Raw genomic sequence first — 25,599 nt, forward strand, 5'->3', positions numbered from 1 at the left:
TATGCCAACTTCGGTTAAAAATCTTCTGCTGGCCGGCCTGTTATGGGGCGCAGTCAGTGCTGCCCAGGCGCAAACCTTGACCCTCGATTCAGCCCTGCAAAGCGCGTTTGCCAACAACCCCGACCTGGCGGCGGCGCAATGGGAAATCGACATCGCCCAAGGCGCTCGCCAGCAGGCGGGTTTGATCCCCAACCCGGTGGCCTCCTGGGACGTCGAAGACACCCGGCGCAACAGCCGCACCACCAGCATCAAACTCAGCCAGAGCCTGGAACTGGGCGGTAAACGCGGCGCGCGCATTGACGTGGCCACCCGTGGCCAGGACGCCGCCGCGCTGACCCTGGAGCAGCGCCGCAACCTGTTGCGCGCCGAGGTGATCGACAGCTACTACAGCGCCCTGCGTGCCCAGGAGCGCCTCGACCTGGCGCAACGCTCGCTGGCCTTGGCCGAGCGCGGCCTGGTGGTCGCCAAGGGGCGCGTCACTGCTGGTAAAGCTTCGCCGGTGGAAGCCACGCGCGCCCAGGTCCAGCTCTCGGAAATTCGTCTGGAGCTGAACCGCGCCCAGATCGGCCTTACCGACGCCTACCGCCGCCTCGCCGCCAGCACCGGCAGCGCCGCGCCGGACTTCCAGGCGGTGGCGACACAACGCCAATCCGCGCCGCCCCTGCCGGCTGCTGCGCAACTGCTGGCGCGCCTTGAGCAGACCGTGGAAGTGCGGCTGGCCGAACTGCAAATCCTGCAAAGCGAAGCCAGCGTGGGCCTGGAAAAAGCCCAGCGCATTCCCGACCTCGATGTGTCCATTGGCAGCCAGTACGACGCCAGCGTGCGCGAGCGCGTGAACCTGGTGGGCGTGTCGATGCCGATCCCGCTGTTCAACCGCAACCAGGGCAATGTGCTCGCGGCCAGCCGCCGCGCCGACCAGGCACGCGACCTGCGCAACGCCACCGAGCTGCGCCTGCGCACCGAAACCCGCCAGGCCCTGGACCTGTGGCAAACCGCCAACACCGAAGTGCTCGCGTTCAACCTACAGATCCTGCCCGCCGCCCAAAGCGCGGTGGACAGCGCCACCCGTGGTTTCGAGATGGGCAAGTTCAACTTCCTCGATGTGCTCGACGCTCAGCGCACCTTGATTGCCGCACGCAACCAATACCTCACGGCGACCGCCCAGGCCACCGACGCCTGGGTGCGTATCGAACGGATTTACGGCGACCTCGCCCGGTTTTGATTTTTTCTGGAGTGCCTTATGAACAAACGACACGGCGTGGCGCTTGCCCTCGCCCTGGGCCTGATGCTGTCTGGTGCCGCACTTGCCGAGGAAGAAGAGGGCGAACTTGAACTGACCGAGCAGCAGATTCAGGCCGCCGGTATTCAGCTCGCCCAGGCCCAACCCCGCGCGATCAGCACACTGCTGACGCTGCCGGGCGAGGTGCGTTTCGATGAGGACCGAACCTCACATATCGTGCCGCGTGCGGCCGGTGTGGTGGAGGCGGTGAAGGTCAACCTCGGCCAGTCGGTGAAGAAAGGCGAGGTGTTGGCGGTGATCGCCAGCCAGCAGATTTCCGACCAGCGCAGCGAGCTGGCGGCCAGCGAGCGCCGGGTCGAATTGGCGCGCACCACCTTCCAGCGCGAACGCCAGCTGTGGAAGGACCAGATCTCTGCCGAGCAGGATTACCTGCTGGCGCGCCAGACCTTGCAGGAAGCTGAAATCGCCCTGAACAACGCCCGCCAAAAGATGACTGCGCTCAGTGGCAGCGCGGTATTGGTCGGTGGCAATCGTTATGAATTGCGTGCGCCATTTGCCGGCGTGGTGGTGGAAAAGCACCTGGGTGTCGGCGAGGTTGTCAGCGAAACCAGCAATGCCTTCACGCTCTCGGATTTGTCCCAGGTGTGGGTCACCTTCGGGGTTTTTCCCAAGGACTTGAACAAGGTTCGAGTGGGTAAACCGGTGAAAGTCAGCTCCGCCGAAATGGGCACCGAAGTGCTCGGCACCGTGGCCTATGTCGGCAGCCTGCTCGGCGAGCAGACCCGTACCGCCACCGTGCGCGTAACCGTGCCCAACCCAAACGACGCCTGGCGCCCGGGACTGTTTGTGAGTGTGCAACTGGCCACCGACACCTACCAGGCCAAGGTCACCGTGCCGCTGGACGCGATCCAGACGGTCGAGGACAAACCCTCAGTGTTCGTACGCACCGAGCACGGTTTCGTGACCCGCCATCTCGAACTGGGCGTGAGTGAAGACGGCTACGTCGAAGTGCGCCAGGGCCTTGAGGCCGGGGCGCAGGTGGCGACCGTCGGCAGCTTCATCCTCAAGTCCGAACTGGGCAAGGGCTCGGCCGAGCACGCCCATTGATCCTGCGAGTGATTCCCCATGTTTGAGCGCCTAATCCAATTCGCCATTGAGCAACGCATCATTGTGTTGCTGGCGGTGCTGCTGATGGCCGGTGTCGGCATCGCCAGCTATCAGAAATTGCCCATCGACGCGGTGCCCGACATCACCAATGTGCAGGTGCAGATCAACTCGTCGGCGGCCGGTTTTTCGCCGCTGGAAACCGAGCAGCGCATCACCTTTCCCATCGAGACCGCCATGGCCGGTCTGCCGGGCATGCAGCAGACCCGCTCGCTGTCGCGCTCGGGCTTGTCCCAGGTTACGGTGATTTTCAAGGATGGCACCGACCTGTTCTTCGCGCGCCAACTGGTCAACGAGCGCCTGCAAGTGGCCCGTGACCAATTGCCGGTCGGCATCGACACGCAGATGGGGCCGATTTCCACCGGCCTGGGGGAGATTTTCCTGTGGACCGTGGAGGCCAAAGAGGGCGCACTCAAGGAGGATGGCACGCCCTACACCCCGACGGACCTGCGGGTGATCCAGGACTGGATCATCAAGCCGCAACTGCGCAACGTGCCGGGCGTGGCCGAGATCAACACCATCGGTGGGTTCGCCAAGGAATACCAGATCGCCCCCGACCCCAAGCGCCTGGCGGCCTACAACCTGACCCTGACAGACTTGGTGACCGCGCTTGAGCGCAACAACGCCAACGTCGGTGCGGGCTATATCGAACGCAGCGGCGAACAGCTGCTGATTCGTGCGCCGGGGCAAGTGGCCTCGATGGATGATATTGCCAATATTGTCATCACCAGCGCGGATGGCACGCCGATCCGTGTGCGCAATGTGGCGCAGGTTGAAATCGGCCGTGAGCTGCGTACCGGTGCCGCCACCGAAAACGGCCGTGAAGTGGTGCTGGGCACGGTGTTTATGTTGATCGGCGAAAACAGCCGCAGCGTGTCCCAGGCAGTGGCAAAAAAACTCGACGTCATCAACCGCTCGCTGCCCGAAGGCGTGGTGGCCGTTACCGTTTATGACCGCACCAACCTCGTCGAAAAAGCCATCGCAACCGTCAAGACGAACCTCTTCGAAGGCGCGCTGCTGGTGGTCGCGGTGCTGTTCCTGTTCCTCGGCAATATCCGTGCAGCGCTGATTACTGCGATGGTGATTCCGCTGGCAATGCTGTTCACGTTTACCGGGATGTTCACCAATAAAGTCAGCGCCAACCTGATGAGTCTCGGTGCGCTGGATTTCGGGATTATCGTCGACGGTGCGGTGGTGATCGTTGAGAACGCCATCCGCCGCCTGGCCCATGCGCAGCAGCGTCACGGTCGCCTGCTGACCCGCAGCGAGCGCCTGCACGAAGTGTTCGCCGCCGCCAAGGAAGCGCGCCGCGCGCTGATCTTTGGGCAACTGATCATCATGGTGGTGTACCTGCCGATCTTCGCTCTCACCGGCGTGGCCGGGAAGATGTTCCATCCCATGGCTTTCACGGTGGTCATCGCCTTGCTCGGTGCGATGATTCTGTCGGTGACTTTCGTGCCGGCGGCGATTGCGCTGTTTGTCACCGGCAAGGTCAAGGAAGAAGAAAACCTGGTGATGCGCACCGCGCGCCGGGCCTACGCGCCGGTGCTGGATTGGGTGATGGCACGCCGCCCGCTGGTGTTTGGCCTCGCCGTGTTGAGCATCGTGGCGTCGGGGGTAGTGGCCAGCCGCATGGGCAGCGAATTTATCCCCAGCCTTAGTGAAGGCGACTTCGCCCAACAGGCCTTGCGCGTGCCTGGCACCAGCCTCACGCAATCGGTGCAAATGCAGCAGCAGTTGGAAAAAACCCTGATGGCCCAGGTGCCGGAAATCGAGCGGGTGTTTGCGCGGACCGGCACGGCGGAAATCGCCTCCGACCCGATGCCGCCGAATATTTCCGACAGCTATGTGATGCTCAAGCCCAAGGAACAGTGGCCGGATCCGAAGAAATCCCGCGAAACGCTGATCGCCGATATTCAGCGCGCCAGTGCGATTGTGCCGGGCAGTGCGTATGAACTGTCGCAGCCGATCCAGCTGCGCTTCAATGAGCTGATTTCCGGTGTGCGCAGCGACGTGGCGGTGAAGGTGTTCGGCGATGATATGAGCGTGCTCAACAGCACCGCCGGGGAAATCGCCGAGACCCTGGAAAAGCTCGAAGGCGCCTCGGAAGTCAAGGTGGAGCAGACCTCCGGCCTGCCGGTGCTGACCATCAATATCGATCGCGACAAGGCCGCGCGGTTTGGCCTGAATGTTGGCGATGTGCAGGACACCATTGCCGTCGCGGTCGGTGGGCGTCAGGCCGGGACCTTGTATGAAGGTGACCGCCGTTTCGATATGGTTGTGCGTTTGTCTGACGCGCTGCGCACCGATATCGACGGCCTGTCGCGGTTGCTGATTCCGGTGCCGGCGCTGGCGGGTAATGCATCCGGGCAGTTGGGGTTTATCGCCTTGTCCCAGGTCGCAAGCCTGGACCTGGTACTCGGTCCCAACCAGATCAGCCGCGAGAATGGCAAGCGCCTGGTGATCGTCAGCGCCAACGTGCGCGGGCGCGATATCGGCTCGTTTGTGGCGGAGGCTGAAGCGGCGATTACCGCGCAGGTGAAAGTGCCGGCGGGTTATTGGACCACCTGGGGCGGCCAGTTCGAGCAGTTGAAGGAGGCGTCCGAGCGTTTGCGCATCGTGGTGCCGGTGGCCTTGCTGCTGGTGTTCGGCTTGCTGTTCATGATGTTCAACAACCTCAAGGACGGACTGCTGGTGTTTACCGGGATTCCGTTCGCGCTCACCGGTGGGATCATGGCCTTGTGGCTGCGGGATATTCCGCTGTCGATCTCGGCGGGGGTGGGCTTTATTGCACTGTCTGGCGTGGCGGTGCTGAACGGGTTGGTGATGATCGCGTTCATCCGTAACCTGCGCGAGGAAGGGCGGTCGTTATCGGTGGCGATCAACGAAGGCGCACTGACCCGGCTACGCCCGGTATTGATGACGGCGCTGGTGGCCTCCCTCGGGTTTATCCCCATGGCCCTGGCCGCCGGCACCGGCGCCGAAGTGCAGCGCCCGTTGGCGACGGTGGTGATCGGCGGGATTATTTCCTCGACGTTACTGACGTTGCTGGTGTTGCCGGCGTTGTACCAGTGGGCGCATCGCAAGGAAGAGGAAAGCACCTGACACAACTTGTTGGCCTTTAGAGGGGCTGCTGCGCAGCCCAACGCGGGCAAGCCCGCTCGCCACGTTGAGGTGTGTTTATTGCGTCGGAATTGCGCATATCAGCAGAGAAACATCCAGCGACGGAAGGCAAAGTGGGCTGCCTTTTTGTGGCGAGCGGGCTTGCCCGCGTTGGGCTGCGAAGCAGCCCCAAGACCTACCGCTAAGGAGCACCTGACACAACTTATTGGCCTTTAGAGGGGCTGCTGCGCAGCCCAACGCGGGCAAGCCCGCTCGCCACGTTGAGGTGTGTTTATTGCGTTGGAATTGCGTATATCAGCAGAGAAACAGCCGGCGACGGAAGGCAAAGTGGGCTGCCTTTTTGTGGCGAGCGGGCTTGTCGAATCGTCGCACCGCCGCGTTGGGCTGCGAAGCAGCCCCAAGACTTCCCCCTGATGAGTGCCTGACACAGCGCATTGGCTTTTGGAGGGGCTGCTGGTGCGACGATTCGACAAGCCCGCTCGCCACAGAAAGCTATACGGTCAGGGAAGGGGAAATGCCAGGCTGAAGCGCGTAAAGCGCCCGGGCTGGCTGCTCACGTCGGCATGCCCCTGATGCAGGTGCATGATCGACTGCACAATCGCCAGCCCCAGGCCGGTGCCCCCTTCGGCGCGGGTGCGGCTGCTGTCGGCGCGGTAAAAGCGTTCGAACAGGTGCGGCAGGTGGTGGGCTTCGATACCTCGGCCCGGGTTACCGACCGACAGCGACACGCGTTGTTCATAGGTTTCCACCCGCAGCAAAACCGTGGAGCCTTCAGGGGTATGGCGAATGGCGTTGGACAGCAGGTTGGAAATCGCGCGCTGGATCATCAGGCGGTCGCCCGTCACTGAGGCGTCGCCGCTCAGGCTGAGCGTGACGTGTTTATCCTCGGCGCTCAGGGCAAACAATTCCATCACCCGCTGCGCTTCCTCGCCCAACGACACGTGGCCAAACCCAGCCCGCGCCGCCGGGTGGCTGACCTGCGCCAGAAACAGCATGTCGGAGACGATGCGCGACAGGCGCTCCATTTCCTCGGTACAGGATTCCAGCCCGGCCTTGTATGCCTCCGAGGGGCGTTCGCGAGAGAGCGTCACCTGGGCCTTGCCCATCAGGTTGGTCAAGGGCGCGCGCAGTTCGTGGGCCAGGTCGTCGGAGAACTGCGACAGCTGCTGCACCCCCGCGTCCAGGCGATGCAGCATGAAATTGATGCCTTGGGCCAACTCGCCCAACTCCTTGGGCAGGTTGTCCAGCGACAGGCGATGGGTCAGGTCCTGGGTGCTGACCTTGGCCGCCACCCGGCTGAATTGCTGCAGCGGCGCAAGCCCGCGTTGCACCAGCCACCAGGCCCCCATGCCGATCAGGATCAGCAACATCGGCAGGGCGATCACCGTGGAGCGCAAGTAGGCACTGAGCAATGCTTGATCGTCGGCGCGGTTGAGCGACAGCAGCACCCGCACCTTGTCTCCGTTGCGCAGGGGAATCAGGCGCGCGGCGCTGAGGATCTGGTTGCCTTCGCCGTCTGCCCAGTTCAGGTAACTGAGGGACTCGTTAGCGGTGAAGTCGAGCATCAAGGGGATCTGCGGCTTGGCGCCGATGCTGAGCAGTACGTCGGCGGCTGGCGGTGGGCCGATGATGGTCAGGTAGAAATTGTCATGGCCCATCACCAGGTCCAGCAGCGAATGGGGGCGCGCGGCGATGCGTTGCAGGCTCAGGTCCTGCGTAAGGCTGTGCTGGATCTGCTCCATCTTGTTTTCCAGGCCTTTGCGCGCGAGGTTTTCCAGCTCGTGGGTCAAGGCCAGGTAGGCAAGTGTGGCGAGCAGCACGACCAGGCCTGCGCCCATCAGACTGACCGTCAGCCCCAGGCGCATCGACAGGCTGCTGGTCCTCATTGGCGCGCCTCCAGCACATAACCCACGCCGCGAATGGTGTGGATCAGCTTGACCTCGCTCTGGTCATCGACTTTGCCGCGCAGGCGGCTGATGGACACTTCCACCACGTTGGTGTCGCAATCGAAGTTCATGTCCCACACCAGCGAAATGATTTGTGTACGGGTCATCACCTCGCCGGTCTGGCGCATCAGTACATGCAGCAGTGCGAACTCCTTGGTGGTCAGGTCGATGCGCCGGCTGCCGCGGTAGGCGCGATGCCGGCGCGGGTCCAGCTCCAGGTCCGAGACGCGCAGCACGTCCGGCAGGGGGATATGTTCGCTGCGCCGCAACAAGGTGCGCACGCGGGCCAGTAGTTCAGGGAACTCGAAGGGCTTGACCAGGTAATCATCGGCGCCCATGTCCAGGCCCTTGATCTTGTCGGCCAGGCGCCCGCGTGCGGTCAGCATCATCACGCGCTGGTTGCCGTCGCGGCGCAGTTGTTCCAGCACCTCCCAACCATCGGTGTTGGGCAGGTTCACGTCGAGGATCACCAGTTCATAGGTGTGCTGCCTGGCCAGGTGCAGGCCATCGATGCCGCTGGCGGCGCAGTCGACGACGTAACCACTTTCGGTCAGGCCTTGCTGCAAGTAGTCGGCGGTTTTCTGCTCGTCCTCAACCACAAGGATACGCATAGGGAATTACCTTCAAGGGAAACGAAACGGGCATGACCTCATAGAGGCATTAAGTGGGCTTTATGAACGTTCGGGGCGTTGGACTCTGAACGTTGAAGTCGCTTCAGGGTCAAGCCGGGTGCGGCGATTGGTCGCTGAGCCGACGCGCAAAAAAAACGCCCCATGCGGGGCGTAAAAATCATCTCTGTTCCAAAGGAGCTTCACAAAAGCCGCAGAGATGAGGTGTGTTCTACGCGCAGTATAAAAGTGCAACTTAACGGCAGCGTGAGCCCAATATTACAGTTCTGACAGACTTCAACTTGTTAACAGTTGTAGCGTGAATGTAAGCGCAACTTAAAGAATCGCCAGTGGGTATTCGACAATCACTCGAACTTCTTCCAGGTCGGATTCAAATGCACTTGAGCGTACCGTTGCCTGGCGAAGCCGGAATGATAAATCCTTGAGATTTCCGCCCTGCACTACATATTTGGCTTCTATATCCCGTTCCCAGCGGCGTTGGTCGGTGAGCGGGTCGCCGGCCGCATCGCGGCGCATGTACACCGCGTTGGCGTTGCTGTAGTCGGCGCCGGTGCCTTGGCCGTAGCGGGCCATGAATGACAGGCCGGGGACGCCGAATGGCTGCATGTCGAGGTCATAGCGCAGCATCCACGAGCGCTCCTTGGGCGAGTTGAAGTCGCTGTACTGGATCGAGTTGTTGAGGAAGATCGAGTCCGATTGGCGCAGGTAATCGAAATCGTCATCGCCGTTGTTGCGCTGGTGCGATACGGCCAGGCTGTGGGCGCCGACCTTTACCCCGAGCCTGGCGCTCCAGATGTTGTTGTCGAACTCGCCTAGCAGCTTTTTGCCCTCATCCACGGCCTTGTAATAGTTGAAGTCGCCGAACAACGAGACGTCATCATTCAATGGGTAACTGGCGGCGCTGCCGAAATAGTATTGGTCCCACGCGTCCTTCAGGCGGCTGCTGTACAGGCTCACGCTCAGGTGTTTGTTGACGGCATATTCACCGCCGAAATAGCCGACCCAGGGCGAGTCGACCTTGCCCGCATAGAACGTTGCAAAGCCCTTGTTCATGCCGCTTTCGGTGGGTTGGCTCATGCCGCTCAGGCGTCCGCCCTGCAGGCTCAGGCCCTCAAGGCTGGTGTTCTGTAAGGTGACGCCTCGAAAGCTTTCCGGCAGTACACGCGAATCGCCGTACGCCACTACGGGCGTAAGCGGGAACACATCACCGGCCTTGATCACGGTGTCGAGCACGCGCAGTTTCGCCGCGCCGCCGACTTTGCTGTAGCCATCTTCGGGGTGATTATCGCTGTCCACCGGCAGCACGCCGAACGAGCCCTTGCCGCCGCTGCGACCGGTGCCCGAGTCGAGTTTCAGCCCGTACATGGCAAACGCATCCAGGCCAAACCCCACGGTGCCCTGGGTAAAGCCGGATTCGAACTTTCCGATCAACCCTTGCGCCCAGGCTTCAGAATAACCATTGCCGGTAGGGCTGGACTGGCCCTTGCGGTCATCGCGGTTGAAGTAAAAGTTGCGCGCCAGCACGTTCACGCTGCTGCCTTCGATAAAACCTTCGGGTTTGTCTTCCACCGCCACGGCTGCCAGGGGCAGCGCGGCAAGCAATGAAAAGGGAAGGGTGTAATAAGCAATGTTCATGTTCGCTCCTCGGTGTTGGCAGTGATCAGCTTCTTATAGAGGCGGGCGTTCTTATTGATTTGGCCCGGGCTGATAGTTGCAAACCTCGAATAACGGCGATGTGGCGCGAACATTACAATTCTGGAAACTTATGCGTATCTAACAAATAAGTAATCTTTTCGTGAATATTGCGTCAGGGTCGCCTGGTTAGTCTCGTCACTGAACTTTTCAGTCGAGGAACCTGTAATGAAATTTTATAAAATTGCTTTGGGTGTATTAACCGCAACCTTGTCATTCGGTGCATTGGCCGAAGGCGGGGGGGATCGCACCTTTGCCCTGATGATGGAGCGCAACGAGAAAGCCATGGCCGCTTACGCCACGAAAAGAGGCCAGCCGGCACCCGCCGTGCAGGCCTATCGCTACGGCATGACGCTGGACATTGCCAAGGTGGTCAACGTGACGCCGCCGATCAGGTCGTGCAACCCCGTGCCCTCGCGCATGACCTACGAAGACTCCAGTGGCAAGCTCAATACCCTGGAGTACCAGGTGATGGGCGTGTGCCGAAACAACGGCGGATAATGGATCCAAAAAAACAGTTGGGCACGGCACTAAAGTACTCTTCAGAAATCCGTGGCAGGGCCGATGCAGGTCGACCCATCTCCCCAAATGACCATCGGTGCCCAATGTTCAACACCCGTTTGAAGCAGGAGCTATCGGCTCTTCGCGAAGAATTGTCCAGCTTGCAACAGGTCAAGGAGAGCCTGGAAAGTGAAATGCTGTGCCTGACGCTGGACGCCGAAGGCCGTGTTGAATGGGCCAACGCCAACTTCCTGCAGGAGCTCGTCTATCAGAGCGGCCAGCTCCTGGGGCGCCCGGTTGACGACCTGGTGCCGGCTCACGTGCGCAAGGATGAGTTCCAGCAACGCTTCAAGAATGCGCTGGTGCGGGGTGAACATTTCGCCGGTACCGTGCGCCTGATGCGCGGCAATGGCGAGGAGGCCTGGCTGCGCTCGATCGTGCAGCCGGTGCGCAGCTCGGATGGGCGCATCCGGCATTTCTCGATTTACTCCAGCGACCTCACGCGCACCATCGAGGCCTCCCGCGAGCATGAAAACCTGATCACCGCGCTGGTGCGTTCCACGGCCGTGATCGAGTTCGACCTGGGCGGGCACGTGCTCACCGCCAACGACCGCTTCCTGAATGGCATGGGTTACAGCCTGGCGCAGATCCAGGGCAAACATCACCGTATGTTCTGCGCGCCGGAGGAGTACAACAGCGCCGAGTACCAGAACTTCTGGAAACGTTTGAATGCCGGTGAATTTGTTGCGGGGCGCTTCAAACGCACCGACAGCCACGGCCGCACGGTGTGGCTGGAAGCTACCTACAACCCGGTGCTGGATGCCAATGACCGGCTGTACAAAGTGGTCAAGTTCGCCACGGTGATCACCGATCAGGTCAACAGGGAACAGGACGTCGCCGAGGCTGCCAATATTGCCTACAGCACCTCGCTGCAAACCGACAACAGCGCCCAGCGCGGCACCACTGTCGTCACCCAGGCGGTGGATGTGATGCGCGACCTGGCCAAGCACATGCAACAGGCCGGCGACGGCATCGAGGCGCTGAACGCCCAGTCCCAAGTGATCGGCACCATCGTCAAGACCATCAGTGGGATTGCCGAGCAGACCAACTTGCTGGCGCTTAACGCGGCCATCGAAGCGGCGCGCGCCGGTGAACAGGGGCGTGGTTTTGCGGTAGTGGCCGATGAGGTTCGCCAGTTGGCGTCACGTACCAGCAAAGCCACCGAGGAAATTGTCGGCGTGGTACGTCAGAACCAGGACATGGCGCGCGACGCCGTGGCCCTGATGACCGATGGCCGCCTGCAAGCCGAACAAGGCCTGGCCCTGGCGGCGGAAGCCGGTACGGTGATCGTCGAAATCCAGGATGGCGCACAGAAAGTGGTGAGCGCGGTAGGGCAATTCGCCAACCAACTGTCGAGCTGACCCACAGGGCTTGTGCTTGAGGTATCGTAGGTTTTTTCGCGTGAAGAGCCGAACCTCCATGAGCCCTATCCACCGTCGTCCCGTACCGCTGTCCAAGGCCTACCGCTTGCTCAACCATGGCCCGACCGTGCTGGTGAGCGCGGCCCATGCCGGTAAGCGCAATATCATGGCCGCCGCCTGGGCGATGCCGCTGGATTTCGAACCGCCGAAAGTCGCGGTGGTATTGGACAAGGCCACCTGGACCCGTCAACTGCTGGAAAGCGCTGGCACCTTCGTGCTGCAGGTGCCCTGCGCGGCCCAGGCCGACCTGGTGCAGACGGTCGGCAACACCAGCGGCGCCGACACGGACAAGTTCGCCGCCTACGGCCTACAGACCTTCACCGCAGAACACACCGAGGCGCCATTGCTGGAAGGCTGTGTGGCCTGGCTGGAATGCCGTTTGCTGCCCGAACCGCACAACCAGCAAACCTATGATCTGTTCCTCGGTGAAGTGGTCGCGGCCTACGCTGACGAGCGCGTGTTCAGCGACGGCCGCTGGCACTTCGAAGGTCATGATGGGTTGCGCACGTTGCACCATGTGGCGGGTGGGCATTTCCTGACCATCGGCGAGCCGATTGATGGGCGACAGCTTTAAGCCTTACCAGCGCGCGTTTGCCAGGGCTTGGGCAAACGCCATCAGTTTCGGCGAGTACTGTCGGGACGGCGGGTAGACCAGCGAGATGCCCCGACTGCGCCCGGCAAACGCCTCAAGTAGTGGCACCAGGCGCCCGGCGGCCAGCTCGTCGCGCACGGCAAAATCCATCACCTGGGCGATACCAAAACCGCCCACGGCGGCATCCACCATGCCATCGCCGATATCAAAGATCAGCCGCCCTTCGACGCTGACGTCCTGCACTTTGCCACCCTGCATGAATTGCCAATCCACCATTCGCCCGTTACGCAGATTGCGCACTGTGATGCAGTGGTGGTGCTGCAGGTCGTCGATGCTATGCGGCGTGCCGAAGCGTGCCAGGTAGGCGGGCGCGGCGACCGTAACCCAGCGCAGCGGCGGCAGGGCGCGGGCGATCAGGCGCTGGTCGTGGATCTCGCCGGTGCGCAACAGGGCATCGAAGCCTTCGTCGACAATATCCACCAGGCGGTCGGTCATCACCGCTTCGATACGCAACTCGGGGTAGCGCAAGGTCAGCTCGCCAATCACCGGCATGACCACTTTGCGCCCGAACAGCGACGGTGTGCTGATCTTGAGCAAACCGCTGGGGTGGCTGCTGCGGTCAAGCATCAGCTTCTCGGTTTCGGCCAATTCGGCCAGCAATGGCGCGCAGCGTTCATAGAGCATCTGCCCGTCAGGGGTGAGGCTGACGCTGCGGGTATTGCGTTGCAGCAGGCGTACGCCCAGGGCCTGTTCCAGGCGCGAAATGGCGCGGGACAAACCCGATTGGGTCAGCCCCAGTTCACCGGCCGCGCGCGTGAAACTGCGGGCTTCGGCGACGCGGACTAACAAGCGAACAGCATTCAGATCCATGATTTAAGTCATTACTGAAAGAGTGATTGGGCTATTTATCATCTGTGCGGCATAAAAGACACTGGCGACTATTCATTTTCGGACAGGACGCTGTGATGTCTCCCTCTCGACCCTCAGGCTGGATGTTGATGCTGCTGGCCACGGCGCAACTGATCATCGCGCTGGATGCGACCATTGTGTTTGTGGCCCTGCCGCAGATCGGCGCGCACTTGGATTTTTCTGCGCAACAACTGCAGTGGGTGGTCAGTGCGTACAGCGTGGCCTTTGGCGGCTTCCTGTTGTTGGGCGGGCGGGCCACGGATTTGCTCGGCAAGCGCCGTTTTTATCGGCTTGGCCAGTCGCTGTACGCGTTGGCGTCCCTGGCGGCGGTGCTCGGTGGCAGCGCAGTGTTGCTGGTGCTGGCGCGCGCGGTGCAAGGCGTGGGCGGCGCGTTGCTGTTTCCGGCCACGCTGGCGCTGATCAACACCCACTATGCCGAAGGCCCGGCGCGTAACCGCGCGTTTGCGGTGTGGAGCGCGGCCTCGGCGGCGGGGTTGGCACTCGGTGCGTTGCTCGGCGGTGTGTTGACCCAGGCGTGGGGCTGGGAAGCGGTGTTTCTGGTGAATGTACCGCTTGCGGGCGGCTGTGCATGGGCGGCGCGCTACTGGATTCCCGCCGACGAGCCACGCACGCGCGGGCGCAACTTCGATATCAGCGGGGCGTTGACCGTCACGGTCGGTGGGACGTTGCTGGTGTTCGCGCTGGTTCAGGGGCCTGAATGGGGTTGGACGGCGCCATCGACCCTGGCGTGTATCGCCTTGGCCCTGGCGCTGCTGGGGCTGTTTGCCTGGATCGAACATCGCGGCCGCGACCCCTTGATGCCGCTGCGCTTGTTTGCCTATCGCGAGCTGCGCATGGCCATGGTGCTGACGGCGGTGTTCATGAGCAGCTTTGGCGTGCAGTACTATTTTCTCGCGCTGTATTACCAGCAGGTCTATGGCTACAGCGTGTTGCAGGCCGGCCTGGCGTTTTTACCGGCGACGCTGGTGTGCACGTTCGGCATTTGGCTGGCGGAGCGCTCCCTGGCCCGGCTGGGGTTGCGCAACACCTTGGTTTGCGGGCAACTGGCCGGCGCGGTGGGTATTGCGTTGGTGTGTTGGGCGTTGCCGACGGGGGTGGGGTTCTGGTCACTGCTGCCGGGGATTTTCATCTTGAGCATCGGCCAGGGCATGACCTGGACGGCGATGTGGGTGGCGGCGGGCTTGGGTATTCGGCCCGGCGAACAGGGCGTGGCGGCGGGGATGGCGTCCACCAGCCAGCAGATCGGCGGTGCGCTGGGGTTGGCGGTGCTGGTGTCGGTGGCCAATAGCGGGGGGATTGAGCTGGCATTGGGGTGGAGTGCGGCGATTGCCCTGGCCGGAGCCGTGCTGGCCCTGCGTCTCAAGCAATCTGCTGGCTCAGCGTTGCTGGACCCGGCCTGACATCTTCACCCAGCGCGACGGTGGCATGCCGTAGGTGCTGCGAAATTGTCGGGTCATGTGGCTCTGGTCGGTGAAACCGGCGGTCAGCGCCGCGTCCACCAACGACATGCCTTGTGCCAACAGGCTGCGCACCAGGTCCAGCCGGCGCATGGTCAGGTAGCGATAAGGGCTGGTGCCGAACAGCAAGCGAAAATCCCGCGACAACGCCCAGCGGTCACGGCCGCAGTGGTCGGCCATTTCATCCAGGGTGATGCTGCGGCCCAAGGCGCTGTGGATAAACTCCCGGGCCCGCTCGGCGGCGATGTAGTCAAAGGATTTACGGCTGATGATCGCCCCCGACGCGGCATTCAGCGCCTGGGCCAGGTCGAACAGCGCGTCCTGCTCCTGCATCGGGTCAATCGGGCAGTCCAGGCTTTGCAGCAACACTTCGCTGGCGCGGAACAGCCGTGGGTCGGACGACAGGCCGCTGTGGATAAACGGCAACGGCTTGCCGCCGAGAATCTGCTGGATCAGTGCCGGTTCCACATAAATCATCCGGTACTTGAAGCCTTCCACACTGCTGGCGCGGCCGTCATGGCTTTCATCCGGGTGAATCACCATGGTCGCGCCGGGCATGCTGTGGGTCATGCAGCCACGGTAGTGATAACTCTGCACCCCAAACAGCGTACGCCCGATGGCGTAGGTGTCATGGCGGTGGGGGTCGAACGCGTAGCCGGCGAAGTACGCCTCGATACGGTCCAGGCCGCTGGCGTGCGGGGCGCGGTGCAGCCAGTCGAGTGTGGAAGAGGGTTGGCCCATGGTGGCTTGTCACAAGTAGAGGTGGGAAACACGTTAACCGAGTCTGCAGTCCTTGTCTGCCGGGGTCTTGTACGATTGTGCAGGCGGGAGCCGAGGCCTATGATCGCCGTTTGTGCCCTGCGCTGAAGGAGTTGCCGCCATGGATTTTATCAACCCCGCCTATGTGACGCCGCTGGTGTCGCTGGCCCTGCTGTGGACGGTGGCCGTGGTCACACCTGGGCCCAACTTCTTCAATACTGCGCAGTTGGCCGCCAGCGTTTCGCGCCGCCATGGCGTGGTGGCATCGGCGGGCGTGGCCACCGGTACGATCATGTGGGGGCTGGCCGGTGGCCTGGGCATCAAGTCGCTGTTTACCGCCGCGCCGATGTTGTACCTGGCGTTCAAGATCATCGGCGGCTGCTACCTGATCTACCTTGGGCTGAAGCTGTTCAAGCGTTCGGTTCCGGCCGTGGGCCAGAGCGTGCTGCCCGATGAGCCGCGACGTTCATTGTTCTCGGCGTGGCGCTTCGGTTTGCTGGGTAACTTGTCCAACCCCAAGGCTGCGCTGTTCGTCGCCACGGCCTTCGCTTCGACGATGCCGCCCTCACCCTCGCCGACGTTGTTGACCCTGGCCGTGATCACCATGGCCAGCTTGTCTTTCAGTTGGTATTCCTGCGTGGCACTGGTGTTTTCCAGCGAGCGCATGGCTAACCTCTACAGCCACTCGCGCAAATGGCTCGACCGGTTTGCCGGCGGTTGCTACCTGCTGTTCGGCGCGCATCTGGTAGCGAATCGCTGACCGCCCGTGGTAAGAAGCCTTACTTTCAACAGTGAGGCCGGGTCATGAGCAAGGTGCGGGTAGGTATTATTTTTGGTGGCCGTTCGGCTGAGCACGAAGTCTCGTTGCAGTCGGCGCGTAATATCGTCGATGCGCTGGATCGTTCGCGTTTCGAACCGGTGCTGATCGGCATCGACAAGGCCGGCCATTGGCACCTCAACGACACCTCGGACTTCCTGCTCAACCAGGAAAACCCGGCCCTGATCGCCCTCAACCAATCCAACCGGGAACTGGCGGTGGTCCCCGGCAAGGCCAGCCGGCAAGTGGTGGAAACCAGCGGCAACGGCCTGCTGGAACACATCGATGTGATCTTCCCCATTGTCCACGGCACCCTGGGCGAGGACGGTTGTCTGCAAGGCCTGCTGCGCATGGCGGATTTGCCGTTTGTCGGCTCCGACGTGCTGGGTTCGGCCGTGTGCATGGACAAGGACATCAGCAAGCGCCTGCTGCGCGATGCAGGTATTGCCGTCACCCCGTTTATCACCTTGACCCGCCGTAATGCGGCGCGCACCGCCTTTGCCGAGGCGGTGGGCAAGCTCGGCGTGCCGATGTTCGTCAAGCCGGCCAACCAGGGCTCCTCGGTGGGCGTGAGCAAGGTCAGCAATGAAGCCGAGTACCACGCCGCCGTCGAACTGGCCTTGGGCTTTGATGAAAAAGTCTTGGTGGAATCCGCCGTGCAGGGCCGTGAAATCGAATGCGCCGTGCTGGGCAACGACAACCCCATCGCCAGCGGCTGCGGCGAGATCGTGGTGAGCAGTGGCTTCTATTCCTACGACAGTAAATACATCGACGCCCAGGCCGCCCAGGTGGTGGTGCCGGCCGACATCAGCGTTGATGCCAGCGAACGCATTCGCCGCTTGGCCATTGAAGCCTTTGAGGTGCTGGGCTGCGCAGGCCTGGCGCGGGTGGACGTGTTCCTCACCGAGGACGGTGAAGTGCTGATCAACGAAATCAACTCACTGCCCGGCTTCACCCGCATCAGCATGTACCCCAAGCTGTGGCAGGCGGCGGGGATGAGCTACAGCGAGCTGGTGAGCCGCTTGATTGAGTTGGCGCTGGAGCGGCATGCAGGGCGCAAGGGGCTTAAAAGCAGCCGGTGAAAGCACGCTCTGTTGTGGCGAGGGAGCTTGCTCCCGTTTGGGCGCGAAGCGCTCCCAGTCGCCTTGATGCGTGCTTTCAGGAAGGACTCCGCTGCTGGTTTCAGGGCTGCTACGCAGCCCAACGGGAGCAAGCTCCCTCGCCACAATGGACGGTGTGTTTATCAGGGGCGGCGAGCAACCCACGAATAGATCAACGTCTTCGCCTCTTGCGGATGATGTGTCCTTCGGCGATAGCTGGCGTACGCGGGCGAGGTGCAGTAGGTACACACCTCGCTGACTTCGATCTGCTCGCGCTTGAGGCCTGCTGCCAGTAGCAGCATCACCCCATAGCCGCTCAAGTCAAACCACGCACTGCCCGTTTGCCGCGCCTCGGGCGGTGCGATCTGCGGCGGCAGCAGTGGTGCCGGTTGCACAGGGCTCCAGGGGGCCTGAGCGTGCCGCCACACGTGGCCTTGATCGGCCTGGAACTCGGCGATAAAACCTTCGCTCACCTCATAACAGCACGGCTTGATCGACGGCCCGATGGCCACCTGCAGTTGCTCTGCGGTAATCCCTTCGGCGGCAAACTGCTCCAGCGCATTGGCGATGATCCCGCGTTGCAGCCCCTTCCAGCCGCCATGCACGGCGGCAACCTTCTCGCCGTTTCTGGCTGCAATAAGGATGGGCAGGCAATCGGCAGTGATCACCGCGATCGGCTGCTGCTCGCCTGTGCACACGCCATCGGCCTCGACGGTGTTGAACATCAAGTCCGCCTGCCACTCAATCACCGCGGCACTGTGCACCTGTTTGCAGATGAACACTTCAGCCGGACGCAGCGGGTCATCGATCGAACAAAAACCATGGTCGATGCCGGGGATGGCACCGAGATTGTTGGCTTGCCGCACGGGGATTCTCTCCAGTCGTTATCGTCTTCAATCGCCGAGCGCTTCGCCTTCACGCCGAGGGTCGGCACCGCCGCTGAGGCGCACCTTACCCTGGGCATCCCGCGTGAGCACGATGGCCTGAATGCCGCTGGTCATATCGATCTCGCTGAGTGCGTGACCCTTGTCCTTCAAGGCCTGTTTCAGCGCGGGGCTGAACAGCCCGGCTTCCAGCTCGGTGGCCCCATTGCGGCTGCCAAAATTGGGCAGGCTGATGGCCGCTTGCGGGTCGAGGTTCCAATCGAGCATCGCCACCAGGGATTTACTCACGTACTCGATAATCTGCGAGCCACCCGGCGAGCCTACCGTGGCCAGCAACTCGCCGCTCTTGCGGTCGAACACCAGGGTCGGCGCCATGGCCGAACGCGGGCGTTTGCCCGGCTCGACACGGTTGGCCACCGGTTGGCCGTTTTCCTCGGGGATGAACGAGAAGTCGGTCATCTGGTTGTTCAGCAAAAAGCCCTGGACCATCACATGCGAACCGAAGGCGGCTTCCACGGTGGTGGTCATCGACACGGCGCCGCCCTGGTCATCCACCGCCACCACTTGTGAGGTGGAGATACGCAGCGGCGAGCGGTCCGGCGCGTACGCGACCTGGATGCCGGCCGGCGTGCCCGGCTTGGCGATGCCCATGCTGCGCTCGCCGATCAAGGTGGCGCGCTGTGCCAGGTAGTTCGGTGCGACCAGGCCAGCCACCGGCACGGGTGTGAAGTCTGCATCGGCCACGTACAGCGCGCGATCGGCAAAGGCCAGGCGGCCGGCTTCGGCGATCAGGTGCACGGCTTCGGGCGTCGGCTCGAGGCCGGCCGGAGCGGTGCTTTTCACCGGCGTCATCGGCGCAATGGCCAAGCCTGGGTCACGGGCCTGCAGTGCCTGCAATGTGCCGAGGATTTGCGCCACGGCAATCCCGCCCGAGGAGGGCGGCGGCATGCCGCAGATTTTCCATTGCTGGTAGTCGGTGCACAGCGGCGCGCGCTCCTTGGCGGTGTAGCCCTTGAGGTCCGCCAGCGACAGGCTGCCCGCATTGCGATTGCCCTGGACCTTGCGGGTGATCTCAGCGGCAATCGGCCCTTGGTACAGCGCGTCCGGTCCCTCCTTGGCGATGCGCTTGAACACGTTGGCCAGTGCCGGGTTTTTCAGCAGCGTGCCAGCGGCTTTAGGTGTGCCATCGGCATTCAGAAAATACGCGGCCATGTCGGGTGATTGAAGGATATGACGGTCGGCGGCAATCAGCGCGTGCAAGCGCGGTGAAATCGCGAAGCCCTGTTCCGACAACCGAATCGCCGGCTCAAACAGCTTGGCCCATTGCAGGTGCCCGGTTTGTTTGTGCGCCATCTGCAACGCCCGCAACACCCCTGGAGTGCCCACCGACCGCCCGCCAATCTGGGCCTCGGGAAACGCCATCGGCGTGCCATCCGCTTTCAGGAACAACCGCTCGGTGGCGCCGGCCGGTGCGGTTTCGCGACCATCGTAGGCGTGCACGTTTTTCCCATCCCACAGCATGATGAACGCACCGCCACCGATGCCGGACGACTGCGGCTCCACCAGGGTCAACACTGCCTGCATGGCAATCGCTGCATCAATTGCCGAGCCGCCCTGGCGCAGCATTTCGCGCCCGGCTTCGGCCGCCAGCGGGTTGGCGGCGGCGGCCATATGGCGCTCGGCGTGGCGGGTGGTGAGGTCGGTGCGATAGCCCGAACCCAGCTCCGGGGCGGGCGGTTGTTCGGTGACGGGGGTGTGGCACGCAACCAGGGTGAGGGCGGTGGCAATCACAGACAGCTGAAGACGGGAAATCGAAAACACGCGCTGAACTCCGTTCATTTTGAGAATGATCTGTTGTCCTTGGGGTGGTGCTTTTTTCCCGTGGATCGAGCGCCCGATGCTAACCGCTAAAGCGGGTTTAGCCCAACCGCAACAGTATCGCGCCGGCGGCAATGAGGCAGGCGGCAACGATGCGAACGCGGGTGAGGTGCTCTTTGAGCACCCAGGCGGAGATCAATACGCCGAACAGGATCGACGTTTCCCGCAGTGCCGAAACGGTGGCGATGGGGGCGTGGGTCATTGCCCACAATGCCAGGCCATACGACGCGACCGTCCCCACGCCTCCGACCACACCCAAGCGCCAGTTGCGGGTTACGTATTCACGGAACACGGCACGCCGGGTGGCTAATGCCCAGGCCGCGAGCGGAATGCCGGTCAACAAAAATATCCACAGGGTGTAGACCGCCGGCGCGCCGGACTTACGTACACCCAGGCCGTCGATAAGGGTATAGGCGGCAATCACGCAGGCGTTGATCAGGGCCAGGACCATGCCCCTGTTCTGGCCCACCGACGGTACGGCGGCCATGCTCAGGATGCCGAGGGAAATCACCGCAATCCCGAGCCAGGCGAGCGTCGACAACGGCTCCAACAACACCAGCACGCTTACCAATGCCACCAGCAACGGCGCAGTGCCGCGCATGATCGGGTAGGTCTGGCTCATGTCGGCGATGCGGTAGGTGGAAGCGACCAATACGAAATACAGCACCTGCAAAACCACCGACGCGCCAAGGTAGGGCCAACTCGCTGGCGCCGGCCCGTGCAGAAACGGAACCACGGCTAACGCGAGCAGCGAAGCAAAGGCGGTGATCATGCAGGTGGTCAGCAGCTTGTCGCTGCCGCCTTTGACCACGGCGTTCCAGCTGGCATGGAGTACCGCGCCCAGCATGATGATCGCGAATACATCGAAACTCATGTAGGTCGCCTTTTTGGGGGGGCTGTCAGTAGATCACGGTAATGGCGTGAGCCAGAGCGCGGGATGTTAACAGTGGGCGGGACTTTTCTGCGGGCATAAAAAAACGGCCTACCTTTCGGTAAGCCGTTTTTAGTACTTGGTGGCTACGCAGGGACTTGAACCCCGGACCCCAGCATTATGAATGCTATGCTCTAACCAACTGAGCTACGTAGCCAAGTGGCGCGCATTATTCGCGTAGAACGGGAATGCGTCAAGCGTTTATTTTTAATTTTTATCTACGCTTTCAACTGTTTAACCGAAAATGCCGGTTTGTGGCGGGGGCGCTTGCTTCTGTTGACGTGCGCAGTGCGCGCAAATTGGCCTGGCATGTTTGCCTGAGGCACCGTGTTTGCCGGGTTTGGGGCTGCTACGCAGCCCGACGGGAGCACGCTCCCTCGCCACAGGGGTGTGCTTGGCCTGAAGAAGTTGATGGCACGGTGGATCAGGTCGCAGCGGTACGCGGGTCAGCAGACCGTTCAATAGGAAAACCATGTCGAGTTGGGCGGATATCCCTGCCGCCCAACGCGGGGTTTTGCTTACGGGTATATCGAGTTGTGGGTGGCACGCTTGAGGTGTTCGCGTGCGCGCGACAGGCGTGAGCGAACGGTGCCGATGGGTATGTCCAGCACGTCGGCGGTTTCCTGGTAGCTACCGTCGGTTTCCAGTGAGGCATAAAGCGTTCTGCGCATTTCCGTTGGCAGGTGGTCAATGGCACTCAGGGTATTTTCCAGGCGGCGATTGATCTCGAACTCCCAGTCCAGGTTTTTGCTTTCTTCCTGGCCATGCCACAGCGACTCATCAAACTCGCAATGCACAGGCTTGGCATACAGACGCCGGAAGTGATTGCGGATCAGATTCTGCGCAATACCGCACATCCAAGTGCTTAGGGTGGCCTGGCCACTGAAACGCTCGCGATTGCGCCATGCCTCCAGGTACGTCAGTTGCAGGATGTCGTCGGCATCTTCGTGGTTGAGTACGCGTTTATGAATAAAGCGTCGGAGTTTTTTCTGCTGGTCGTCCGTCAGTTGGAGCATGAATTGAGGCGAGCCGCCAACAAGGTGCGCTAAAGCTTCAATAGGGATATTCACGTTTTTTTCCTCGGGGTAGACGCTGCCGAAATAATTTCGGCGAGAACCCCATAGCACCAGCTGTGCCAAGCGGAAAATAAATGTAAGCGGCTGATTTATATGAATAAATATTTTGAATTGGAGGTTTTTTGCGCAAGTTTTTGCAAAAGACGCTGAGGCCTTGTGCCGGTCTTTTCACGTGCTTCGGTAGATGAGTTTTTATGGAACCGTATGAGCAGGTCTTGCCACACAGGGGCACATACTTCCTGTATTGGCCTGCTCATGAAAGTTGAATCTCATCAAGATGTGTCTCCTACCCAGCGTCAGGTTCAATCCGCCACTGCACCTGCCTCCATGCCCGCGAGCGCCGACGGGCATGCTCATTATTTTGATCCAGGAGTTGTTGCCACCCACCAGGCCCGGCAAGCGCCATCGATCCACGTCCCACCTGTCGAGCAGCTTGCGCAACTTTACGAGCTGTTGGGCCATCCGGCCCAGGAGTCCATGGCGACTGTTTCTCGGCGTTTCAAGTATCAGTTGCAGCACAATCCCAGTGTCGAAAAATTGCTGGAGCTTGCTGAGGGGGACCCCGCGCGCGCTTACGTAGTGCTTAAGCACTTGGAGGCCCAGGCAAACAATGAAATGCGCCCGTCCGAAGCAACCAAGGCGCGAGATGCCGTTGCCATGCTGTCGGTTGCGTACAAAGGCGAAATCCAGGCGGGCCTTAAAGTCGCTACGGCGCTGTTGGAGGCCGGTGGCGATCCTCAGGAACGCGAAGCGCTGCGTGCTCTCTACTACGCCAGCGTGGCAACGCGCCAATCCCTGGCGACGATGATGCAGGCACTGCTCGGCGTATACGGTGGTGACACATTTTCCTCCAGGCTCAGCAGCATGCGTAAAGCCTTGGCTGACGATATTGCGCACCTGGTTTCGTCAATGACCACGCCCCGTTTGCGCACCTTGTTGCTGGCCCTGCAAAGTTGCGGGCAGTTGAACGCCGTGCTGTCTGGTTGCCATGCGCTGAACCTGCGCCTGGGTAACGACTATGACGCGGTGGGTCTGTTGCAGCGACTGCTGGGGTACGCCGGCAGTGGTATCGATGCAAGTGAAATCCTGCGGCTTGGGAATGACCTGGCCAGTGGCCTGACTACGCGGCAGGTGATCATCCTCAACGCGCTTTACCCCCTCATTCGGGATTTGCCCCCTGCGTTGTGGCCGGACAGTCGAGTGCGTCAGTCCACCCTGGACACCTTTTTGGCGGTGATGGGGGAACTGGACCGAGCCGACCGCGGATCCAAACACTTTGCCGGTGCCCTGGGGGCGCGGGTGTGACCGCACTGTCGGCCATCAACAATGTCTTGCTCAAAGTGGCGCAGCGTGCCGAAGTGCTGGGTGCCGTGGTGGTGCTGGGCATTGTGTTTATCTTTATCGTGCCGCTGCCCACCTGGCTGGTGGACATCCTGATTGCGATCAACATTTGCATATCGTGTCTGTTGATCGTGCTGGCGTTGTACTTGCCGGGGCCATTGGCATTTTCGTCGTTCCCGTCGATTCTGCTGCTGACCACCATGTTTCGCCTGGCGCTGTCGATCGCCACCACACGCTTGATCCTGCTGGAGCAGGACGCCGGCGATATCGTCGAGGCGTTCGGCAATTTCGTGGTGGGTGGCAACCTGGCGGTGGGTATGGTGATCTTCCTGATCCTGACCCTGGTCAACTTCCTGGTGATCACCAAGGGCTCCGAGCGCGTTGCAGAAGTGGCAGCGCGCTTCAGCCTGGATGCAATGCCAGGTAAGCAGATGTCCATCGACAGCGATCTGCGCGCCGGTCTGATCGACGGCACGCAAGCGCGCGACAAACGCGAGCAGTTGTCCCGCGAGAGTCAGTTATTTGGTGCCATGGACGGGGCCATGAAGTTCGTCAAGGGTGACGCCATCGCGGGTTTGATCATCGTTGTGGTCAACCTGTTGGGCGGCTTCACCACGGGTATGTTCCAGCACGGCTTGAGCGCCGCCGAATCGATAGCGCTGTATTCGGTTCTGACCATTGGTGATGGCCTGATTGCGCAGATTCCGGCGCTGCTGATCTCCCTCACGGCGGGCATGATCATCACCCGTGTAGCCCCTGATGGGCGCAAGGGCATCAGTAACATGGGCAGCGAGATCGCCCGGCAAATGACCAGTGAACCCAAGAGCTGGATGATTGCCTCGGTTGGGATGGTGGTCTTTGCGCTGGTGCCCGGTATGCCTACCGTGGTGTTTATCGTTATCGCGCTGATGACCGGCGGCCTGGGCTATTACCTCGCGCGTCAACGTGAGCAACAAAATAAACCCGCTGCCCAAGTCACCGAAGCCATTCGCCCGGAAGAAAACGGTAGCGAAGACTTGCGGGGGTTCGACCCCTCGCGGCCCTACCTTTTACAGTTTTCGCCGGTGCTGCGAGGGACGCCAGAGGTGACGGACCTGATTCATGCGATTCGCCAGGCGCGAAACACAATGGTCGCCAACATTGGCCTGACATTGCCGCCGTTTGAAGTCGAGCTCGATGACTCGCTGGCCGATGATGAGATGCGTTTTTGCGTGCATGAAGTGCCGATGCTCAAGGCGTCGGTTGTCAACCTGCTGGCCGTGGAGCGTGCAGCGCTGAAGGTCGAACCTGAGCAGGGCTTGCCGGGGCTGGCCGAGCGCGATGAACAGAATTGGGTCTGGCTGGCCGCCAATGATCCGCTGCTCGATGATCCGGCAATAGAGCGCTTCAGCGCAGCGAGTCTGATCGTCGACCGTATGAAGCAGGCCATGTTGCTCAGCGGGCCGCAATTCCTCGGCATCCAGGAAAGCAAGGCAATCCTCGGCTGGCTTGAGCACAACCAGCCGGACCTGGTTCAGGAGCTGCAACGCATCATGCCGCTCGCGCGGTTTTCGGCGGTTTTGCAGCGCCTGGCCAGTGAGGGCGTGCCTTTGCGGGCCGTGCGGTTGATTGTCGAGTCGCTGATCGAATACGGCCAACATGAGCGTGAACCGGACGCGTTGGCCGACTATGCGCGTATTGCCCTCAAGTCGCAGATCTTCCACCAGTACAGCGAGTCCGACGGCCTGCATGCCTGGCTTCTCGCCCCGCAGACCGAAACTATTTTGCGTGAGGCACTTCGCCAGACCCAGACAGGTGTGTTTTTTGCGCTCGACAACGACAGCAGCGCCGCGTTGGTCAGCCTGCTCAAACAGGCGTTTCCACAGCGATCCAAGACTAAATCCGTGATGTTGGTCGCACAGGACCTGCGCAGCCCATTGCGGACCTTGTTGCTGGAAGAATTCAACCGTGTGCCGGTGCTGTCCTTCGCCGAATTGGGGAGCACCTCCAAGGTGAAAGTGCTGGGGCGTTTCGATCTTGGCCAGGACGAGTTGATGCGTGGTGCACTGGCATGAGTAA

19 protein-coding genes, 1 tRNA gene and 2 pseudogenes are annotated in these 25,599 nt (G+C 61.6%); 12 read left to right on the top strand and 10 right to left on the bottom strand.

Translation table 11 applies throughout. The features are described 5' to 3' along the window. Position 1 precedes the first annotated feature (1 nt). The 3 genes from CXQ82_RS03615 to CXQ82_RS03625 are packed head-to-tail and all read left to right on the top strand — an operon-like array spanning position 2 to position 5,509. Positions 2-1,222, top strand: a complete 1,221-nt coding sequence (locus CXQ82_RS03615; protein WP_101266229.1) for a TolC family protein — start codon at positions 2-4, stop codon at positions 1,220-1,222. 18 nt (positions 1,223-1,240) lie between these two features. Continuing rightward, the gene (locus tag CXQ82_RS03620; RefSeq protein ID WP_101266231.1) at positions 1,241-2,347 is read left to right on the top strand and encodes an efflux RND transporter periplasmic adaptor subunit; all 1,107 of its coding nucleotides are present in this window, start codon (positions 1,241-1,243) and stop codon (positions 2,345-2,347) included. 18 nt (positions 2,348-2,365) lie between these two features. Continuing rightward, the gene (locus tag CXQ82_RS03625; protein WP_101266233.1) at positions 2,366-5,509 is read left to right on the top strand and encodes a CusA/CzcA family heavy metal efflux RND transporter; all 3,144 of its coding nucleotides are present in this window, start codon (positions 2,366-2,368) and stop codon (positions 5,507-5,509) included. Positions 5,510-6,027: 518 nt separating this feature from the next. On the opposite strand, the gene CXQ82_RS03630 is transcribed toward CXQ82_RS03625, so the two are convergent. The 3 genes from CXQ82_RS03630 to CXQ82_RS03640 form a co-directional block, all read right to left on the bottom strand. Further along, on the bottom strand, positions 6,028-7,413 hold the full coding sequence (locus CXQ82_RS03630; protein WP_101266235.1) for a heavy metal sensor histidine kinase: 1,386 nt from the start codon (positions 7,411-7,413) through the stop codon (positions 6,028-6,030). Continuing rightward, positions 7,410-8,084 (bottom strand): heavy metal response regulator transcription factor, encoded by a 675-nt coding sequence (locus CXQ82_RS03635; RefSeq protein WP_101266237.1) that lies wholly within the window; start codon positions 8,082-8,084, stop codon positions 7,410-7,412. The genes CXQ82_RS03630 and CXQ82_RS03635 overlap by 4 nt, the downstream gene beginning before the upstream one ends. A gap of 333 nt (positions 8,085-8,417) precedes the next feature. After that, entirely contained in the window at positions 8,418-9,737 is a 1,320-nt protein-coding gene (locus tag CXQ82_RS03640) for an OprD family porin (RefSeq protein ID WP_101266239.1), read from the bottom strand. Between the two features lie 225 nt (positions 9,738-9,962). On the opposite strand from CXQ82_RS03640, the gene CXQ82_RS03645 reads away from it, so the two are divergent. The 4 genes and pseudogenes from CXQ82_RS03645 (at position 9,963) to CXQ82_RS03655 (ending at position 12,350) form a co-directional block, all read left to right on the top strand. Then, complete coding sequence (locus CXQ82_RS03645) at positions 9,963-10,295, top strand: DUF2790 domain-containing protein (RefSeq protein WP_101266242.1); 333 nt, start codon at positions 9,963-9,965, stop codon at positions 10,293-10,295. 194 nt (positions 10,296-10,489) lie between these two features. Next, positions 10,490-11,173, top strand: a pseudogene (locus CXQ82_RS31810) (PAS domain-containing protein); the annotation flags it as partial. A 111-nt stretch (positions 11,174-11,284) separates the two neighbouring features. Further along, a pseudogene (locus tag CXQ82_RS31815) lies at positions 11,285-11,716 on the top strand (methyl-accepting chemotaxis protein); the annotation flags it as partial. Positions 11,717-11,774: 58 nt separating this feature from the next. After that, positions 11,775-12,350, top strand: a complete 576-nt coding sequence (locus CXQ82_RS03655) for a flavin reductase family protein (protein ID WP_101266246.1) — start codon at positions 11,775-11,777, stop codon at positions 12,348-12,350. Between the two features lie 3 nt (positions 12,351-12,353). Here CXQ82_RS03655 and CXQ82_RS03660 read toward each other — a convergent pair whose 3' ends face one another. Next, positions 12,354-13,238 carry a LysR family transcriptional regulator gene (locus CXQ82_RS03660; protein ID WP_101266248.1) on the bottom strand — a complete coding sequence of 295 codons (885 nt, stop codon included), beginning with the start codon at positions 13,236-13,238 and terminating at the stop codon, positions 12,354-12,356. A gap of 122 nt (positions 13,239-13,360) precedes the next feature. Between CXQ82_RS03660 and CXQ82_RS03665 the strand changes: the two genes are divergently transcribed. Then, a complete protein-coding gene (locus tag CXQ82_RS03665) occupies positions 13,361-14,698 on the top strand; it encodes an MFS transporter (protein WP_101266249.1) in 1,338 nt (445 codons plus the stop codon). On the opposite strand, the gene CXQ82_RS03670 is transcribed toward CXQ82_RS03665, so the two are convergent. After that, a complete protein-coding gene (locus CXQ82_RS03670; protein WP_101266251.1) occupies positions 14,675-15,496 on the bottom strand; it encodes an AraC family transcriptional regulator in 822 nt (273 codons plus the stop codon). The two genes, CXQ82_RS03665 and CXQ82_RS03670, sit on opposite strands and share 24 nt — an antisense overlap. A 139-nt stretch (positions 15,497-15,635) precedes the next feature. Between CXQ82_RS03670 and CXQ82_RS03675 the strand changes: the two genes are divergently transcribed. Both CXQ82_RS03675 and ddlA read left to right on the top strand, forming a co-directional pair. Then, a complete protein-coding gene (locus CXQ82_RS03675; protein ID WP_101266253.1) occupies positions 15,636-16,274 on the top strand; it encodes a LysE family translocator in 639 nt (212 codons plus the stop codon). 44 nt (positions 16,275-16,318) lie between these two features. Continuing rightward, positions 16,319-17,413, top strand: a complete 1,095-nt coding sequence (gene ddlA, locus CXQ82_RS03680; RefSeq protein WP_101266255.1) for a D-alanine--D-alanine ligase — start codon at positions 16,319-16,321, stop codon at positions 17,411-17,413. Positions 17,414-17,574: 161 nt separating this feature from the next. On the opposite strand, the gene CXQ82_RS03690 is transcribed toward ddlA, so the two are convergent. From CXQ82_RS03690 to CXQ82_RS03710, 5 genes are all read right to left on the bottom strand, one after another. After that, positions 17,575-18,297, bottom strand: coding sequence for a polyphenol oxidase family protein (locus CXQ82_RS03690; RefSeq protein ID WP_101266257.1), 723 nt, complete (start codon positions 18,295-18,297; stop codon positions 17,575-17,577). A gap of 27 nt (positions 18,298-18,324) precedes the next feature. Next, positions 18,325-20,154, bottom strand: coding sequence for a gamma-glutamyltransferase (gene ggt / locus CXQ82_RS03695; protein WP_101266259.1), 1,830 nt, complete (start codon positions 20,152-20,154; stop codon positions 18,325-18,327). A gap of 79 nt (positions 20,155-20,233) precedes the next feature. Continuing rightward, entirely contained in the window at positions 20,234-21,067 is an 834-nt protein-coding gene (locus CXQ82_RS03700; protein WP_101266261.1) for a DMT family transporter, read from the bottom strand. Positions 21,068-21,204: 137 nt separating this feature from the next. Next, positions 21,205-21,281, bottom strand: a tRNA-Met gene (locus tag CXQ82_RS03705). A 361-nt stretch (positions 21,282-21,642) separates the two neighbouring features. Next, positions 21,643-22,194, bottom strand: a complete 552-nt coding sequence (locus CXQ82_RS03710; RefSeq protein WP_101266264.1) for an RNA polymerase sigma factor — start codon at positions 22,192-22,194, stop codon at positions 21,643-21,645. A gap of 333 nt (positions 22,195-22,527) precedes the next feature. Between CXQ82_RS03710 and CXQ82_RS03715 the strand changes: the two genes are divergently transcribed. Both CXQ82_RS03715 and sctV read left to right on the top strand, forming a co-directional pair. Beyond that, positions 22,528-23,505: an HrpJ domain-containing protein gene (locus CXQ82_RS03715; RefSeq protein WP_256581930.1), complete on the top strand. Its 978-nt coding sequence runs from the start codon at positions 22,528-22,530 to the stop codon at positions 23,503-23,505. After that, entirely contained in the window at positions 23,502-25,595 is a 2,094-nt protein-coding gene (gene sctV, locus CXQ82_RS03720; protein WP_101266266.1) for a type III secretion system export apparatus subunit SctV, read from the top strand. The genes CXQ82_RS03715 and sctV overlap by 4 nt, the downstream gene beginning before the upstream one ends. Positions 25,596-25,599 lie beyond the last annotated feature (4 nt).

It is taken from the genome of Pseudomonas sp. S09G 359 (assembly GCF_002843605.1).
GTDB lineage: Bacteria > Pseudomonadota > Gammaproteobacteria > Pseudomonadales > Pseudomonadaceae > Aquipseudomonas.

Bases quoted from the DNA above. Each gene is read 5' to 3' on its own strand.
- CXQ82_RS03615 (WP_101266229.1), top strand. From the start codon at position 2: ATGCCAACTTCGGTTAAAAATCTTCTGCTGGCCGGCCTGTTATGGGGC.
- CXQ82_RS03620 (WP_101266231.1), top strand. From the start codon at position 1,241: ATGAACAAACGACACGGCGTGGCGCTTGCCCTCGCCCTGGGCCTGATG.
- CXQ82_RS03625 (WP_101266233.1), top strand. From the start codon at position 2,366: ATGTTTGAGCGCCTAATCCAATTCGCCATTGAGCAACGCATCATTGTG.
- CXQ82_RS03630 (WP_101266235.1), bottom strand. From the start codon at position 7,413: ATGAGGACCAGCAGCCTGTCGATGCGCCTGGGGCTGACGGTCAGTCTG.
- CXQ82_RS03635 (WP_101266237.1), bottom strand. From the start codon at position 8,084: ATGCGTATCCTTGTGGTTGAGGACGAGCAGAAAACCGCCGACTACTTG.
- CXQ82_RS03640 (WP_101266239.1), bottom strand. From the start codon at position 9,737: ATGAACATTGCTTATTACACCCTTCCCTTTTCATTGCTTGCCGCGCTG.
- CXQ82_RS03645 (WP_101266242.1), top strand. From the start codon at position 9,963: ATGAAATTTTATAAAATTGCTTTGGGTGTATTAACCGCAACCTTGTCA.
- CXQ82_RS03655 (WP_101266246.1), top strand. From the start codon at position 11,775: ATGAGCCCTATCCACCGTCGTCCCGTACCGCTGTCCAAGGCCTACCGC.
- CXQ82_RS03660 (WP_101266248.1), bottom strand. From the start codon at position 13,238: ATGGATCTGAATGCTGTTCGCTTGTTAGTCCGCGTCGCCGAAGCCCGC.
- CXQ82_RS03665 (WP_101266249.1), top strand. From the start codon at position 13,361: ATGTTGATGCTGCTGGCCACGGCGCAACTGATCATCGCGCTGGATGCG.
- CXQ82_RS03670 (WP_101266251.1), bottom strand. From the start codon at position 15,496: ATGGGCCAACCCTCTTCCACACTCGACTGGCTGCACCGCGCCCCGCAC.
- CXQ82_RS03675 (WP_101266253.1), top strand. From the start codon at position 15,636: ATGGATTTTATCAACCCCGCCTATGTGACGCCGCTGGTGTCGCTGGCC.
- ddlA (WP_101266255.1), top strand. From the start codon at position 16,319: ATGAGCAAGGTGCGGGTAGGTATTATTTTTGGTGGCCGTTCGGCTGAG.
- ggt (WP_101266259.1), bottom strand. From the start codon at position 20,154: ATGAACGGAGTTCAGCGCGTGTTTTCGATTTCCCGTCTTCAGCTGTCT.
- CXQ82_RS03700 (WP_101266261.1), bottom strand. From the start codon at position 21,067: ATGAGTTTCGATGTATTCGCGATCATCATGCTGGGCGCGGTACTCCAT.
- CXQ82_RS03715 (WP_256581930.1), top strand. From the start codon at position 22,528: ATGCCCGCGAGCGCCGACGGGCATGCTCATTATTTTGATCCAGGAGTT.